Source organism: Humitalea rosea, assembly GCF_003253705.1.
GTDB lineage: Bacteria > Pseudomonadota > Alphaproteobacteria > Acetobacterales > Acetobacteraceae > Humitalea > Humitalea rosea.
Genome location: NZ_QKYU01000020.1, coordinates 34,006 through 47,538 on the forward strand (window position 1 = coordinate 34,006; position 13,533 = coordinate 47,538).

13 protein-coding genes and 1 tRNA gene are annotated in these 13,533 nt (G+C 67.8%); 13 read left to right on the forward strand and 1 reads right to left on the reverse strand.

Features of this window, described 5'->3' with window-relative positions; genetic code table 11:
- The first annotated feature begins 2 nt into the window (after positions 1 to 2).
- Positions 3 to 3,557 (forward strand): helicase-related protein, encoded by a 3,555-nt coding sequence (locus C8P66_RS16730; RefSeq protein ID WP_111399425.1) that lies wholly within the window; start codon positions 3 to 5, stop codon positions 3,555 to 3,557.
- Positions 3,558 to 3,894: 337 nt separating this feature from the next.
- On the opposite strand, the gene C8P66_RS16735 is transcribed toward C8P66_RS16730, so the two are convergent.
- Positions 3,895 to 3,984 (reverse strand) — tRNA-Ser (locus C8P66_RS16735).
- Between the two features lie 187 nt (positions 3,985 to 4,171).
- Between C8P66_RS16735 and rplU the strand changes: the two genes are divergently transcribed.
- The 12 genes from rplU (at position 4,172) to C8P66_RS16795 (ending at position 13,481) form a co-directional block, all read left to right on the forward strand.
- On the forward strand, positions 4,172 to 4,486 hold the full coding sequence (rplU, locus tag C8P66_RS16740) for a 50S ribosomal protein L21 (protein ID WP_111399426.1): 315 nt from the start codon (positions 4,172 to 4,174) through the stop codon (positions 4,484 to 4,486).
- 17 nt (positions 4,487 to 4,503) lie between these two features.
- Positions 4,504 to 4,773, forward strand: coding sequence for a 50S ribosomal protein L27 (gene rpmA / locus C8P66_RS16745; RefSeq protein WP_111399427.1), 270 nt, complete (start codon positions 4,504 to 4,506; stop codon positions 4,771 to 4,773).
- 75 nt (positions 4,774 to 4,848) lie between these two features.
- Entirely contained in the window at positions 4,849 to 5,853 is a 1,005-nt protein-coding gene (gene obgE, locus C8P66_RS16750) for a GTPase ObgE (protein WP_111399428.1), read from the forward strand.
- Complete coding sequence (proB, locus tag C8P66_RS16755; RefSeq protein ID WP_111399429.1) at positions 5,850 to 6,965, forward strand: glutamate 5-kinase; 1,116 nt, start codon at positions 5,850 to 5,852, stop codon at positions 6,963 to 6,965. Before obgE ends, proB begins: the two co-directional genes overlap by 4 nt.
- Positions 6,966 to 6,974: 9 nt before the next feature.
- Positions 6,975 to 8,216 (forward strand): glutamate-5-semialdehyde dehydrogenase, encoded by a 1,242-nt coding sequence (locus C8P66_RS16760; RefSeq protein WP_111399430.1) that lies wholly within the window; start codon positions 6,975 to 6,977, stop codon positions 8,214 to 8,216.
- Between the two features lie 4 nt (positions 8,217 to 8,220).
- Complete coding sequence (locus tag C8P66_RS16765; RefSeq protein ID WP_111399431.1) at positions 8,221 to 8,721, forward strand: bleomycin resistance protein; 501 nt, start codon at positions 8,221 to 8,223, stop codon at positions 8,719 to 8,721.
- A 42-nt stretch (positions 8,722 to 8,763) separates the two neighbouring features.
- On the forward strand, positions 8,764 to 9,621 hold the full coding sequence (locus C8P66_RS24440; protein WP_245903629.1) for a 2-keto-4-pentenoate hydratase: 858 nt from the start codon (positions 8,764 to 8,766) through the stop codon (positions 9,619 to 9,621).
- A 10-nt stretch (positions 9,622 to 9,631) separates the two neighbouring features.
- Positions 9,632 to 10,249, forward strand: coding sequence for a nicotinate-nucleotide adenylyltransferase (locus C8P66_RS16770; protein ID WP_245903630.1), 618 nt, complete (start codon positions 9,632 to 9,634; stop codon positions 10,247 to 10,249).
- Entirely contained in the window at positions 10,246 to 11,079 is an 834-nt protein-coding gene (locus C8P66_RS16775; RefSeq protein WP_111399433.1) for a GNAT family N-acetyltransferase, read from the forward strand. Before C8P66_RS16770 ends, C8P66_RS16775 begins: the two co-directional genes overlap by 4 nt.
- Positions 11,080 to 11,431: 352 nt before the next feature.
- Entirely contained in the window at positions 11,432 to 11,947 is a 516-nt protein-coding gene (gene rsfS, locus C8P66_RS16785) for a ribosome silencing factor (protein ID WP_408882164.1), read from the forward strand.
- Entirely contained in the window at positions 11,913 to 12,401 is a 489-nt protein-coding gene (locus C8P66_RS16790; RefSeq protein WP_111399435.1) for a 23S rRNA (pseudouridine(1915)-N(3))-methyltransferase RlmH, read from the forward strand. The genes rsfS and C8P66_RS16790 overlap by 35 nt, the downstream gene beginning before the upstream one ends.
- Positions 12,402 to 12,473: 72 nt before the next feature.
- On the forward strand, positions 12,474 to 13,481 hold the full coding sequence (locus tag C8P66_RS16795) for a C-terminal binding protein (protein ID WP_111399436.1): 1,008 nt from the start codon (positions 12,474 to 12,476) through the stop codon (positions 13,479 to 13,481).
- Positions 13,482 to 13,533: the final 52 nt, after the last annotated feature.

Here is a 13,533-nt window from a genome sequence, read left to right on the forward strand (position 1 = left end):
GCGTGAGCTCCACCACACCTCCATCCCTCAGAGACGTTGCGTGGCCGCGCTTTCTCCGGGCCCCGGACGGCCAGTTGGTTGCCCGGCTTTACGAGCCTGGCCTGCGCCGAGCGGTACGCTACGATCGCTGCTGCGCCTACTTCTCCTCCTCCGTCTTGGCGGCCGCGGCTTCCGGATTCGGCGCCTTCATCCAGCGCATTGTGGACGGCGTCATTACTCAGAAGCCCGCACTGCGCCTGCTGGTGAACGAGGAACTGGCTGAGCCCGATGTGCGAGCGCTGTTGGATGCCGGTGACGACGCACCGCTGATCGGAGCCCTGCTCGCGCGGCTTGGCACGCCCGAGACCGCCCTCCAAAAGGGGCGGCTCGAGATGCTGGCTTGGCTGGCCCGCGATGGCTGGCTGGAGATGAAGGTCGGCGTGATGCGTCATGCCGACGGCATCTTGCACGCGAAGTTTGGGCTGTTCGTGGACGCCGCCGACGAAGCGGTGATTTTCGCGGGCAGTGGCAACGAAAGTGCCAAGGGCATCCGGGGCAATTACGAAAAGCTCGAAATCAGCCGAAGCTGGGACGACCCGGAGCGTTACGCGCATTTCCGCGACGAGTTTGACCTGCTGTGGTCCGGTGAGGATCCGGCCGTCGTGGCGGTGTCGCTGCCCGACGCAGTGCGCGACGCGCTGATCAAGCTGGCGCCGGAAGCACCGCCCGTGGCGGAACCCGAAGATAATCTGCGTCGCCAGCGGGCAGCGATGCTGTGGGGTTATGCTGTCGAAGCACCCTACATGCCGGAGGGCGGCGCTGCGACCAGCGACGCCATGGCCCCCGTCACACTCTGGCCGCACCAGCGACATGTGGTGGCAGAGACGGCCGCCGCGTGGCCCGAGGGCCGCCTGCTCTGCGATGAGGTCGGCATGGGCAAGACAGTGGAGGCGATCCTTGCGCTGCGCCGGCTGCTCGCGGGCCGCGGCGTAAAGCGCGCGCTGCTCCTGCCGCCCGCCAACCTGCTCCCGCAGTGGCAGGGCGAACTGCGCGAGAAGGGGGGCCTGCGCGTGCCGCGGATGGAAGGCCCGAAGACGCTCGTCTGGCCAGACGGAACAAAGCAGGTGGTCTCTGGCCTAGCCGAGGCGCTGGACCAGCCACTGCTGCTGCTGAGCCGCGAGACAGCCCGGTCCGAGGGCAACCTGCCGGCGCTGCTTGCTGCGCCTCCCTGGGACCTTGTGCTGCTGGACGAAGGCCACGCCGCCCGACGCGCCAGCCAGATCGAGGGCGAGTTCAACACGCCGACCCTGCTTCTCGGACTGCTGCGGCAGATGCAGATCACGGGCCAGGCGCGCAGCTTCATGATCCTGTCGGCGACGCCGATGCAGACGCATCCCTGGGAGCCTTGGGACCTGCTCCAGGTGCTGGGTGAAGGTGGGCTGTGGCTTTCAGGCTTCCACGTCGTGAAGCGGTTCTATGAGGCGCTGGCCAGCTTGGAACGCGGAGCCTTGCCGCGGAGCGAGGGCATCGCGCTGGCTCACATCCTGGCAGCGACGCCGCATTGTCCGCCGGCGCCGGGCGGCCTCGGATTGCCACCCCTTGATGATGCCGACGCCTTCGCGAAGGCGCTGCGGTTCCTGCCTCCGGTATCCCGCCAGGACGCTGTGCGCTGGCTGCGGACCTGCTCGCCACTCGCGAGGCGGATGCATCGCAATACGCGGCGGACGCTGCGCAAGTACTTCGACATGGGCCTGCTGGACCGGCCGCCGCCGACCCGTGCCGTCACGGACGATCCGTTCGATTTTGAGACTGCGGAGGAGCGCGAGGTCTATGAGGCGGTGACGAGCTACATCGATCGCCGCTTCGACGAATTGGAGAATCAGAAGCCTGGCAAGGGCTTCGTGATGACGATCTATCGTCGCCGTGCTGCCAGCTCTCCCGTGGCGCTACGTAAAAGCCTGGAACGGCGCGCGACGGGTCTGAAGGCGGTGATCGCGCAGCACGCACCGGACCCGAGCATTCTCGACCTGGAAGACGCCCAAGAGCTCGAGGACCTGCTGAATGTGAAGCTGACCTCAGCGTTGCCTGAGACGCCCGAGGAAGCGCGTGCAGAACTTGGGGAAGTCGAAGATCTGCTGGAACGGATTGCGGCGCTCGGCGCCCTGGATACCAAGCGCGACCGGCTGGTGGCCCGAACCAAGCAGCTCACCGGCGACGGTCGCGCCGTGCTGATCTTCACTGGCTACTCTGACACCATGGCGTATCTCCGCGATGCCCTGGTCGGTGCCTTTGGCGCGTCGGTGGCGTCCTATTCCGGTGAGGGTGGTGCCCTGAGATCGAGGAACGGCTGGGTTTATGCCTCAAAGGAAGTGGTCACCAAGGCGCTCCGGGACGGCACGATCAAGGTTCTGGTCTGCACGGACGCGGCCAGTGAGGGGCTGAACCTTCAAGCCGCTGGCGCCTTGGTCAACTTCGACTTGCCATGGAACCCGTCGAAGGTCGAACAGCGCATCGGTCGCATCGACCGCATCGGACAGGAGCTTCCAGTCCTGCCCGTGGTTAATCTCTACCTGAAGCACAGCGTGGACGAGAGGGTGTACCGGGCGCTGGCGTCGCGCTGCGGCCTATTCGAGACCTTCGTGGGCCCGATGCAGCCGGTGCTCTCACAGGCGCTGCGGATGCTTATCGGCCGTGCCGAGGTTGATGAGGAAGCGCTGGCCCAAGCGGCGGACGAAATCCGGACTAATCCCACGCTGATGCAGGCATTTCCCGAGGATGAGCCGGTTCCCATGATTGCCGAGACTGGCCTCGTTTCAGCGAGCGATTCTGAAGCATTGCTCGCGGCTTTGCATGGAACGGGTGTGCGGGTGACGGCGGAGAGCAACGCCCTTCATCGGATCGGGGACGGTCCTCTCCGCCTGGTAACCCATCCATCTGCGATCACCGCCAGCCCGGAGGCCGCCTGCGTGGATGGGCTGGATCAGCGTCAACACGCATTGTGCCGGCAGCTACAGCAGCCGGGTGAGCGGCTGCCACTGCTGCTGGTCGCGGCTGAGGCGGCTGCCTTTCGGGTCACGCTCTGCGCGTGGTTAGGTGGCGAAGGAATGCGGAAGGTCAGATCGTTCGCGGACCTCAAGGCTTTCGTGGCGTCCTGGGATGGCAAGGAGGCCCCAACAGGAGCCTGGCAGGCCGCGCGAGCGGAGCTGCGCCTCGCTGCGCAGAGCAAGGTCGCGGATATGGCCAACCGGTCCGCGACCGCGGCTGCATCGAAAGCCGCAGCCCAAAATGAAGCTGCACGGCTCCGGTTGGTCGACGAGCTCGGCCGGCTCCTGATCTGCTTTGAGCCGGATATCGATGATCTGAATGGGAAATTTCATCGACTAGCGACCGACCAGACGCCCACCGCTCATCGGCTCCAGAATGTATTTGGGCGGCTTGGAGGCTACCCGGATTGGGAAGGCCACCACATCGCCGACCTCCGCGAGTTTCGAGCGAACCTCGGTCCGAGCCAGGTCAAGACTCGGCTCACTGGCCGGGAGTTGGATGCTGCGTTGGCAGATCCGCGGTGGGGGAGCTGACAACGATCGTGGCGCGGCTTGGCGCGAATAGTCGAAACCACCGATGCCTGTAGCGCCCGACCCGTACCGAAGTGTTCGCTCTCGAAGTACGGATTTCGGGCAAGTGGGGTTCGAACCGGAGCAAGTGCCGACCGCCCGGAAACCGGCCTTTTACCTCTGTTTTTGGGTTCCGTACTGAAACGCCCAAGTCATGAGGTCCGGAGAGAATTGGCCGCCGGAGAGCGATTTTCGCCCGTCTCCGCGCCTGGCCAGTCAACAGGTCTGTCCCGATAACCCCAGGAAACCTGCCACTCAGCGCGGCGCTCGGTCTGGCGGAGAGCACGGCTCGTATGGGAACTGGCGGAGAGGGTGGGATTCGAACCCACGGTAGCTGTTACACTACTCCGGTTTTCGAGACCGGCCCGATCGGCCACTCTGGCACCTCTCCGGGGCGGCCCCTATAGAATCGAGCCGCCGCGGACGCAACGCCCTGTCTACGCGACGCTCGACCTCCGAGATTGACTCTGTCCCCGCCCGATCCTAGAAGCGCGCTCCGGTCATGGGCTTTACGCCTTCGGCCGCCTTACCCCTTGGCCGTTCCGCGGCCCGAAGCACGAGAGTTCCTGGGCAGCGCCATGACCTATGCAGTGATCCGCACCGGCGGCAAGCAGTACCGCGTGACGCCGAATGGCGTCGTGATGGTTGAGAAGCTCGAAGGCGAGCCCGGCTCCACGATCACCTTTCAGGACGTCCTGGCCGTCTCCGGCGAGACCGGCCTGACCATTGGCGCCCCCACCGTCGCCGGCGCCTCGGTGACCGCCACGGTGCTCGAGCAGAAGCGCGGCGAGAAGGTGATCATCTTCAAGAAGCGCCGCCGCCAGAACAGCCGTCGTAAGAATGGCCATCGCCAGTACATCACCGTGCTGCGCATCACCGCCATCGCCGGTTAAGCAGAAGGACACCCCTCATGGCACACAAGAAAGCCGGCGGTTCGTCCCGCAACGGCCGCGATTCGGAGAGCAAGCGCCTCGGCGTGAAGCTCTATGGCGGTCAGGCCGTGAAGGCCGGCAACATCATCGTGACGCAGCGCGGCACGAAGATGATGCCGGGCCGCAATGTCCTGGTCAGCCGCGACCACTCGATCCAGGCGGTCGCCGCTGGCGTCGTTGTGTTCGAGCGCAAGGCAAACAACCGCGTTCACATCTCTGTCGACCCGGTTCCGGTCGCCGCCGAGTAATCAGCCTCCGCGCGACGGTTCCAGCGACAACGGGGGCCACGCGGCCCCCGTTTTCATATCTGGTCCCCCATTCCGATGAAGTTCCTCGACGAAGCCAAGATCTGGGTGAAGGCTGGCGACGGCGGCAATGGTGTCATTGCCTTCCGCCGGGAAAAATTCATCGAATACGGCGGGCCCGACGGCGGCAATGGCGGCCGCGGCGGCGATATCGTGATCACCGCCGTCGATGGGCTGAACACCCTGATCGACTACCGCTACGCCCAGCATTTCAAATCGCTCAAGGGCGGCAATGGCGCGGGCGACAACCGCACCGGTGCTGGCTCCGATGACGTCATCCTGAAGGTCCCCGCCGGCACCGTGGTGCTGGACGAGGATAAGGAAACCATCCTCGCCGACCTCACCGAGCCAGGGCAGTCGGTCGTGATCTGCCACGGCGGCGACGGCGGCCATGGCAATGCGCATTTCAAGACCAGTACCAACCGTTCGCCCCGCCGCGCCGATCCGGGCTACCCGGGCGAGGAACGCTGGCTCTGGCTGCGGCTGAAACTGATCGCCGATGCGGGGCTGATCGGGCTGCCGAACGCCGGAAAATCCACCTTTCTGGCCGCCACCAGCGCGGCACGGCCCAAGATCGCCGACTATCCCTTCACCACCCTGCATCCGCAACTCGGTGTCGTGCGGCTCTCGGATACCGAGGAATTCGTCCTCGCCGACATCCCCGGCCTGATCGAAGGCGCGCATGAAGGCGTCGGCCTCGGGACACGCTTCCTTGGCCATGTCGAACGCTGCGCAGTGCTGCTGCATCTGATCGATGGCACCCAGGCCGACCCGGCCGGCGCCTACTTCACTGTCCGGACCGAGCTGGAAGGCTATGGCGGTGGCCTCGCCGACAAGCCTGAGATCGTGGCGCTGAACAAGACCGATGCCATGACGCCCCAGGCGCTGGCCTCGCGCAAAAAAGCGTTGGAGCGGGCCTGTGGCGGTCCGGTCGCGTTGATTTCAGGCGTATCGGGCGATGGCGTGCCGGCGGTGCTGCGGGCGCTGGCCGATCGAATCGCCGCAGACCGCGCCCAGAAATGACACCCAGCCTCACCTCCGCTCGCCGCATCGTGGTCAAGATCGGCTCCGCGCTGATCGTCGATTCCGCGACCGCGACTCCGCGCGAGGCCTGGCTCACCACCATCGCCGCCGACATCTCCGCGCTGCGGGCAACGGGCGCCGATGTGGTCGTGGTTTCCTCCGGCGCCATCGCCTTGGCCCGTCGTGCGCTCGGCCTCACCCGCCGCACCCTGCGGCTGGAGGAGAAGCAGGCCGCCGCCGCCGTGGGCCAGATCCGCCTCGCCGGCGCCTGGCAGATGGCACTGGCCGGCCACGGGCTGAACGCCGCCCAGCTGCTCCTGACCCTGGAGGACACCGAGGACCGCCGCCGCTACCTCAACGCGCGCGCGACGCTCGGCACCTTGCTGGACCTCGGCTGCATCCCGGTCATCAACGAGAATGACACGGTGGCGACCGCTGAAATCCGCTTCGGCGACAACGACCGCCTGGCCGCGCGCGTGGCCGAGATGATCCAGGCTGATGTGCTGGTCCTGCTCTCGGACATCGACGGGCTCTACACCGCCGACCCGCGCCGTGATCCCGCAGCCCAACACCTCCCGCTGGTGGAGCATGTGACGGAAGAGATCATGGCCATGGGGGGCGAACCGCCGCCCGGCTATTCCTCGGGCGGCATGCGCACCAAGCTGATCGCCGCGCGAATCGCAACCGGTGCCGGATGCGCGATGGCCATCGCGCTCGGTGATCGCGCCCATCCGCTGGCGGCGCTGCGCGATGGCGCCCGCTGCACCTGGTTTGCCGCGGAGGGCGAAGGCCGCTCTGCCCGCAAACGCTGGATCGCTGGCAGCCTGTCCCCCTTGGGATCTCTCACCGTCGACGCCGGCGCAGTACGCGCCCTGGCCGCAGGGCGCAGCCTGCTGCCGGCCGGGGTGAAAGCTGTCGAGGGCCGCTTCCTGCGCGGCGACCCTGTCAGCATCCGCGATCCCGAAGGCCACGAATTGGCCCGCGGCCTCTCCGCCTATGATGCCGAGGACGCCGGCCGCATTGCCGGCCATCGGAGCGCCGAGATCGAGACCCTGCTGGGGTGGCGCGGCCGCGATGAGATCATCCATCGCGACGATCTGGTCGTACTTTAGGAGCGAGCCATGGACCAGATCACCGCCGCCGCCTCCGCCGCCCGCACGGCCGCCGTCACTTTGGCCCGTGCCGAACGCGTGACGAAGGACGCGGCGCTGACCGCCGCCGCAGCGGCGCTGCGTGCGGCCAAGCCTGAGCTGATGGCGGCCAACGCCGCCGATCTCGCCGCGGCCCCCGATCTCACGGCCGCCTTCCGCGACCGCCTGACCCTGACACCCTCCCGCATCGAGGCCATGGCGACCGGGCTCGACGACATTGCCGCCCTGCCCGACCCCGTCGGGCGGCTGCTATCGGAGTGGACCCGGCCGAATGGGCTGGTGATACGCCGTATCGCCCAGCCCCTTGGCGTCATCGGCATGATCTTCGAGAGCCGTCCCAATGTCGCGGCCGACGCTGCCGCCCTTTGCCTCAAGGCCGGCAGCGCCATCATCCTGCGTGGCGGCCGCGAGAGTTTTCGGAGTGTCGGCGCCATCCACACCTGCCTGTTGCAGGGCCTGGCCGAAGCCGGGCTGCCGGAAGCCTGCATCCAGATCGCGCCGGACACCGATCGGGCCTTCGTAGGCTCAATGCTGGCCGCATCGGGGCTGATCGACCTGATCATCCCGCGTGGTGGCAAGAGTCTGGTGAACCGGGTCCTGGCCGAGGCGCGGGTGCCTGTCCTCGCCCATGCCGAGGGGCTCTGCCACACCTATGTCGATGGCGCCGCGGACCCGGCCATGGCGCGCAAGATCCTGGCGGACGCCAAGATGCGCCGCCTCACCGTCTGCGGTGCAACCGAGACGCTGCTGATCGATGCGCGCGTCGCTCCCTTCCTGCTGCCGTTGCTGGTCGGCGATCTGGCGGCGTTGGGCTGCGATTTCCGCGCCGATGCGCGGGCGCGGGCGATCATCCCTGCCCTACCCGCGGCCACGGACGATGACTTCGCCACGGAATGGCTCGATGCCATCCTCAATATCGCAGTGGTGGATGGCGTTGCCGGGGCGCTCTCGCATATCCGCCGCTTCGGCAGCGAGCACACCGAAGCGATCGTGACGGAAGACGAGGCCGCGGCGACGGCCTTCCTGGACGGGTTGGACGCGGCCGTGGGCCTGTGGAATGCCAGCACGCAGTTTTGCGACGGCGGCGAATTCGGCTTCGGTGCCGAGATCGGCATTGCCACCGGCCGTCTCCATGCGCGCGGCCCGGTCGGTTTGGAGCAGCTCTGCACCTTCCGCTACCAGGTGGTCGGCACGGGCCAGGTGCGCGGCTGATCCAATGGCCGACTCGCGGCCCCCTCTCGCCGATCCGCTGGCCCGGGCCGCCGCCGCCGGAACGGGCAGCGCGCCGACGACCGGCTGGGCCGCGTTGGTTCCCGAACTCAGCGTGTCAGACCTCGACGCGAGCCTCGCCTTTTGGTGCGGCCCGCTCGGCTTCGCCGTCGCTTACGACCGGCCAGCCGCGCGCTTCGCCTATCTGGCGCGCGAGGGGCTGCAGGTGATGCTCTGCGAGCGCAATGGGCGGTGGGAGCCCGGCGACATGCAGGCGCCCTTCGGCCGTGGCATCAACCTGCAAATGACGGTTGAGGCCCTGGCACCGATCCTGGACGCCCTCGCTGCGGCGGGATGGCCGCTCTACGAAGGTCCAGCCGAAACCTGGTATCGTGTCGGCCCCACCGAAGCCGGCCAGCGCGAATTCCTCGTCCAGGATCCCGACGGCTACCTCCTGCGCTTTGCCGAACGCCTCGAAACCCGTTCCTCCCTATTCGCGCTGCCATGAGCCTGGGCTAGAATCCCGGCAAAACACGCCGGGGAAACTCTGATGCGCCGCCCGCTGTTTGCCGCCTGCCTCGCGCTGCTGCCGTTTGCGGCTGCGGCCGCCTGCCCCGACCCGGCGGCGGTCAACGCCCTGGCGCGCTCCATGCTGTCCCAGACCCCCGCCCGCAGCTACGGCCCTGGCATGAGCCTCGCCGATGGGCAATGCGCGCAGGACCGCCTTGCCACGATCCTCGGCCGAGAATGGGGGGGCGCCATCGGCTGGAAAGTCGGGCTGACCAATGCCGCCGCCCAGGCGCAGTTTGGCGTGCCGCATCCCTTGGCCGGGCCGATCTATGCCGCGACGCTGGATCTCCGCTCTGGTGCGACGCTCCCAGCGCGCTTCGCATCTGTACCCGTGGTGGAAAGCGATTTGCTGGTCCGCATCCGTGATGCGGGCATCGCCACCGCCGGCCGCGATCCGGTCGCGATTCTGGCCCATCTGGATCAGGTCATTCCCTTCATCGAGCTTCCCGACCTCGTGCTTGCCCCTGGGGAGACGATGGATGCCGCGAATTTGCTGGCGATCGGCGTCGGCGCCCGCCGTGGAGTCGTTGGCGAGGCCATCGTCCCGGAAGCCACCGAGTCCTTTGCCGCCCGGCTGGGCACCATGCGGGTGCGCCTCGCGACCGACGACAAAATACTGGCCGAAGCGCCCGGCAGCGCCCTCCTCGGCCATCCGCTGAATGTCATCCCCTGGCTTGTCGAGGATTTGGCCAGGCGCGGCCTGTCCTTACGGGCCGGGGATTTCGTCTCACTCGGCGGCTTCTCGCCCGCCGTGCGGGCCGAGGCCGGGCAGCGCTATACCGCGACCTACACCGGGCTGCTCGCGACCCCCGTCACCGTTGCGGTCACGCTCCGCTGATGCATCCGGGGTGAGCACGCCGGGGCGGTTCGGCGATGGGCGGCGGGCGCGGATCGGACTTCTGGGCGGTTCGTTCAACCCGGCCCATGCCGGGCATCTGCATGTGGCAAAGGTCGCCCTGCGCGCCTTGCGGCTGGATGAGGTCTGGTTGCTGGTTTCTCCCGGCAACCCGCTGAAGCCCGCGGCAGGCATGGCGCCACTGGCCAAGCGGCTGGCCTCGGCGCAGGGCATTGCCGATGGGCGGCGGGTCATCGCCACGGCGATCGAGGCAAGCCTCGGCACGCGCTACAGCGCGGACACAATGGAGAAACTGGCGCTTCGCTTCCCGCATGCCAGCTTCGCCTTCATCATCGGTGCCGATAACCTGCTGCAATTGCCGCGCTGGCGGCGGTGGCGGACCATGACCCGCACGACGCCCCTCGCGGTCCTGCCACGCCCCGGCTTCACCCGCTCAGCCTTGCATGGCGCCGCGGCGCATGTTCTGTCATCGTACCGTCGCAAGCCGGGCGCGTTGTGGCCCTGGGCGGGTCATGCGCCTTGGTGCGTGGTGCCTGCGCGGGAGCACCCGGCCTCGGCCAGCGCGATTCGGGCGGCCCTCGCCCCATCGAACCTCAGGGCAGTGCCATGACCCTCCTTGCCCTCAACCCGGCCCAGATCGAAACCGCCTTCACCTGGGCGGCGGCCGAGGGATGGAATCCGGGACTCTCCGATGCGGCATGCTTCCTGGCGCAGGATGCGGGCATGTTCCTGGGTGTCGAAGACGAAGGCGAACTGGTCGCCGCCATCTCGGCGACCCGCTATGCCGGAAATCTCGGCTTCATCGGGTTCTATCTGGCAAGGCCAGAGGCACGCGGGCGTGGCCATGGCATGGCCGTCTGGACGGCCGCGATGAAGCGGCTGGAGGGTCGGCTGATCGGTCTGGACGGGGTAGTCGGGCAGCAGGCGAACTACCGCAAGTCCGGGTTCCTCCATGCCTGGAACAACATCCGCTTCGGCGGTCTGCCCGTCATCCCGCCGACGAAGGGCGACGGCATCGTGCCGGCAGGTCAAATGCACTTCGCCGCTCTGGCGGCGCTGGACAGCGCAGCCTTCCCCGCTGCCCGCAATAATTTTCTTCGCGCCTGGCTGACGGCGCCGGGGCATGTCGCGATGGCCCAGTTTCGAGAAGGGGAGGTGACAGGCTTCGGTGTCATCCGCCCTTGCCGGGAGGGGCATAAGATCGGCCCGCTGATCGCGCCGGATGCCGCCTCCGCCACGGCCCTGGCCGCGGCGCTGCTGGCAGGCGTCCCCGTCGGGCCGGTCTTCCTCGATGTGCCCGAGCCCCATCGCGCCGCCGCCGGGCTGGCCGAAAGCCTCGGCCTGAAGCCGGTCTTCGAGACGGCCAGGATGTACACCGGCGCCGCGCCCGACCTCCAAATGGACCGTATTTTCGGCATCACCAGCCTCGAACTTGGCTAGGCTGCCCGTGCTAGGCGCTGCCATCGGCCAGAGTTTGATTTCAGCCGGACGATTTCTGCACTAGACACCGGCGCAGACGTCCCTTTGAGACGCCGGACCATGACAGGAGGCGGCTATAGCCCGCACGCCCAAAGCGCAGGACACCACCCAGCCCGCCACGGAGACGCCGCCCAAGCGGCGCCCGGCGACGGCCAAGACGCTGCCTGCCGCGACCAAGACGCCCGCCAAGCCCCGTGCCAAGCCCGCGGCCGCAGCCAAGGCTGAACCGGCGCTGAAGCCGGTGCGTACCCGCGCCAAGCCCGCGGCCAGCCCACCCGCCAAGGCTGCAACACCGCGCGCCGCCAAGCCGGCCGTGGCCGCCCCGGCCAAGAAGACGCCGGTGCGCCGGACCAAGGCCGCGGCTGATCCCGCCGCCGGCCCCATCACCACGCCCGCCAGGCGTGCGCCGCGGAAGAAGGCCTCGCCGCCGCTGCTCGAGCTTCTGGTCGCGGCCGCGGTCGAGAGCCTGGAGAGCGACAAGGGCGAGAAGGTCGTGGTTCTGGACATCGCCACCCGTTCCTCCTTCGCCGACCGCATGATCGTCGCGACGGGTCTCGCGGATCGCCAGATCCAGGCGATGGCGACCCATGTCGAGGAAGCGCTGGAAGCCCTGGGCGTCCGCCGCATCCGCATCGAGGCATCGCCCGATTGGGTCCTCCTCGATGCCGGCGATCTGATCGTGCATCTGTTCAAGCCGGAAGCACGGGACACCTATGCGCTGGAACGCATGTGGGGTCCCGACAGCCCGGCCGGTGGCGATGTTCCGCCCCCCGCCGAAGCCGACGTCGATTTGGATGCCGCTTCAGAGGAACAAGGCGACGAAGCCTAGGCTTCTGCTCGCGGTCGGGCGCCTGCGCTCGGGGCCGGAAGCGGCGCTCTACGCGGAAATGGCGGGCCGGTTGCGCCCTGCCTTGAGCCTGCGGGAAATCCCCGAGGCAAAGGGCAGCGCCGCCGAGGTGCGTCGCCGCGAAGGGGCCGCCCTGCTTGCAGCCCTGCCCGAGGGCGCCTTGGCCGTGGCGTTGGACCTCGGCGGCGGCGCACCCGACAGCACACGCTTCGCTGCGATGACCGAGGGCTGGGATGCGTGCGGGCGCAGCATCGCCTTTTTGATCGGCGGCGCGGAGGGGCTGGACCCCGCCGTGCTGGCCCGAGCCGACCAGTCGCTCTCGCTCGGCCCTCTCACCTGGCCGCACTTCTGGGTCCGGGCGATGCTGGCGGAGCAGCTTTTCCGCGCCCAATGCATCCGAAGCGGTCACCCCTACCACCGCGCATGGCGGCCGTAGGCAGCGCCCCCGCTTGCGGCGACCGCCCCCTGAGGCGAGACTGTTCTCAAATCAACGAAGGAAAGTCCTGGCATGCTGACCGTTCTCGAACCTGAAGCCATGTATCCCGACACGGTTCTTGAGCAGGAGATTCTGGGACCGACGGTCCGCATGATCCATGGCGGCGCGCCGCACGACGCCGACCTTTCGCTTCTCTCGGATGCTGTCTGCGCCGAGGTCGATGGGCTGTTCATCTTCCGCCACTGGCTGCGGGCGGCCGATATCGCGCGTTTCCCGAAGCTGAAGGTCGTGGTCCGCATGGGCGTCGGCTATGATCGCCTGGACCGCGCGACGCTGGCAGAGCGCCAGGTCGCGGTCTGCAACGTGCCGGACTACGGGACGATGGAGGTGGCCGATCACTCGATCGCGCTGGCCCTCTCGCTGCGGCGCGGCCTGTTCCTGCATCACGAAGCCCAGCGCAATTCGGCGCCCTGGCGCTACCTCGACAGCCCGCTGATTCAACGGCCACAGACCCGCACCTTCGGGATCGTCGGACTGGGGCGGATGGGCACGGCCGTGGCGCTGCGGGCCAAGGCCTTCGGCTGGCGCGTGGTCTTCTTCGATCCCTACCTGCCGAATGGCGTGGATCGGGCCCTCGGCATCGAGCGGGCGCGCAGCCTGCAGGACCTGTTGCGCCAGACGGATACGCTTTCGCTCCACACCCCCCTCACCTCCACCACCAAGGACATGATCGGCGCGGCCGAACTCGCCCTGCTGCCCGCCGGTGCCGTGGTCGTGAACACCTCCCGCGGGCCGGTCATGGATATCGAGGCGCTGTATGATGCGCTGAAATCCGGGCACCTGGCCGGGGCAGGGCTGGACGTCATCCCGGTCGAGCCGCCGGTGGACCCACTACCTCGCCTTCTCGCCGCCTACCGCGCGCGGGAGGCTTGGCTGGATGGACGTTTGGTTATCACGCCGCACAGTGCATTTCATACCCCGGAAGCCTGGGCCGACATTCGCCGTAAAAGTGCGGAGACGATGCGCGAGGTGTTGGTCGACGGACTGCGCACAAATGTGATTCGCCCGGGCGACGATTGAGCTTAAGTAAACTAACGCTCTTTGAGAGCGGCATATCGCGTGACCTGTCATT

What these genes read in the sequence shown, in the direction of transcription:
- rplU (WP_111399426.1), top strand. Translation starts at nt 4,172, where the DNA reads ATGACCTATGCAGTGATCCGCACCGGCGGCAAGCAGTACCGCGTGACG.
- rpmA (WP_111399427.1), top strand. Translation starts at nt 4,504, where the DNA reads ATGGCACACAAGAAAGCCGGCGGTTCGTCCCGCAACGGCCGCGATTCG.
- obgE (WP_111399428.1), top strand. Translation starts at nt 4,849, where the DNA reads ATGAAGTTCCTCGACGAAGCCAAGATCTGGGTGAAGGCTGGCGACGGC.
- proB (WP_111399429.1), top strand. Translation starts at nt 5,850, where the DNA reads ATGACACCCAGCCTCACCTCCGCTCGCCGCATCGTGGTCAAGATCGGC.
- C8P66_RS16760 (WP_111399430.1), top strand. Translation starts at nt 6,975, where the DNA reads ATGGACCAGATCACCGCCGCCGCCTCCGCCGCCCGCACGGCCGCCGTC.
- C8P66_RS16765 (WP_111399431.1), top strand. Translation starts at nt 8,221, where the DNA reads ATGGCCGACTCGCGGCCCCCTCTCGCCGATCCGCTGGCCCGGGCCGCC.
- C8P66_RS24440 (WP_245903629.1), top strand. Translation starts at nt 8,764, where the DNA reads ATGCGCCGCCCGCTGTTTGCCGCCTGCCTCGCGCTGCTGCCGTTTGCG.
- C8P66_RS16775 (WP_111399433.1), top strand. Translation starts at nt 10,246, where the DNA reads ATGACCCTCCTTGCCCTCAACCCGGCCCAGATCGAAACCGCCTTCACC.
- C8P66_RS16790 (WP_111399435.1), top strand. Translation starts at nt 11,913, where the DNA reads ATGCCGCTTCAGAGGAACAAGGCGACGAAGCCTAGGCTTCTGCTCGCG.
- C8P66_RS16795 (WP_111399436.1), top strand. Translation starts at nt 12,474, where the DNA reads ATGCTGACCGTTCTCGAACCTGAAGCCATGTATCCCGACACGGTTCTT.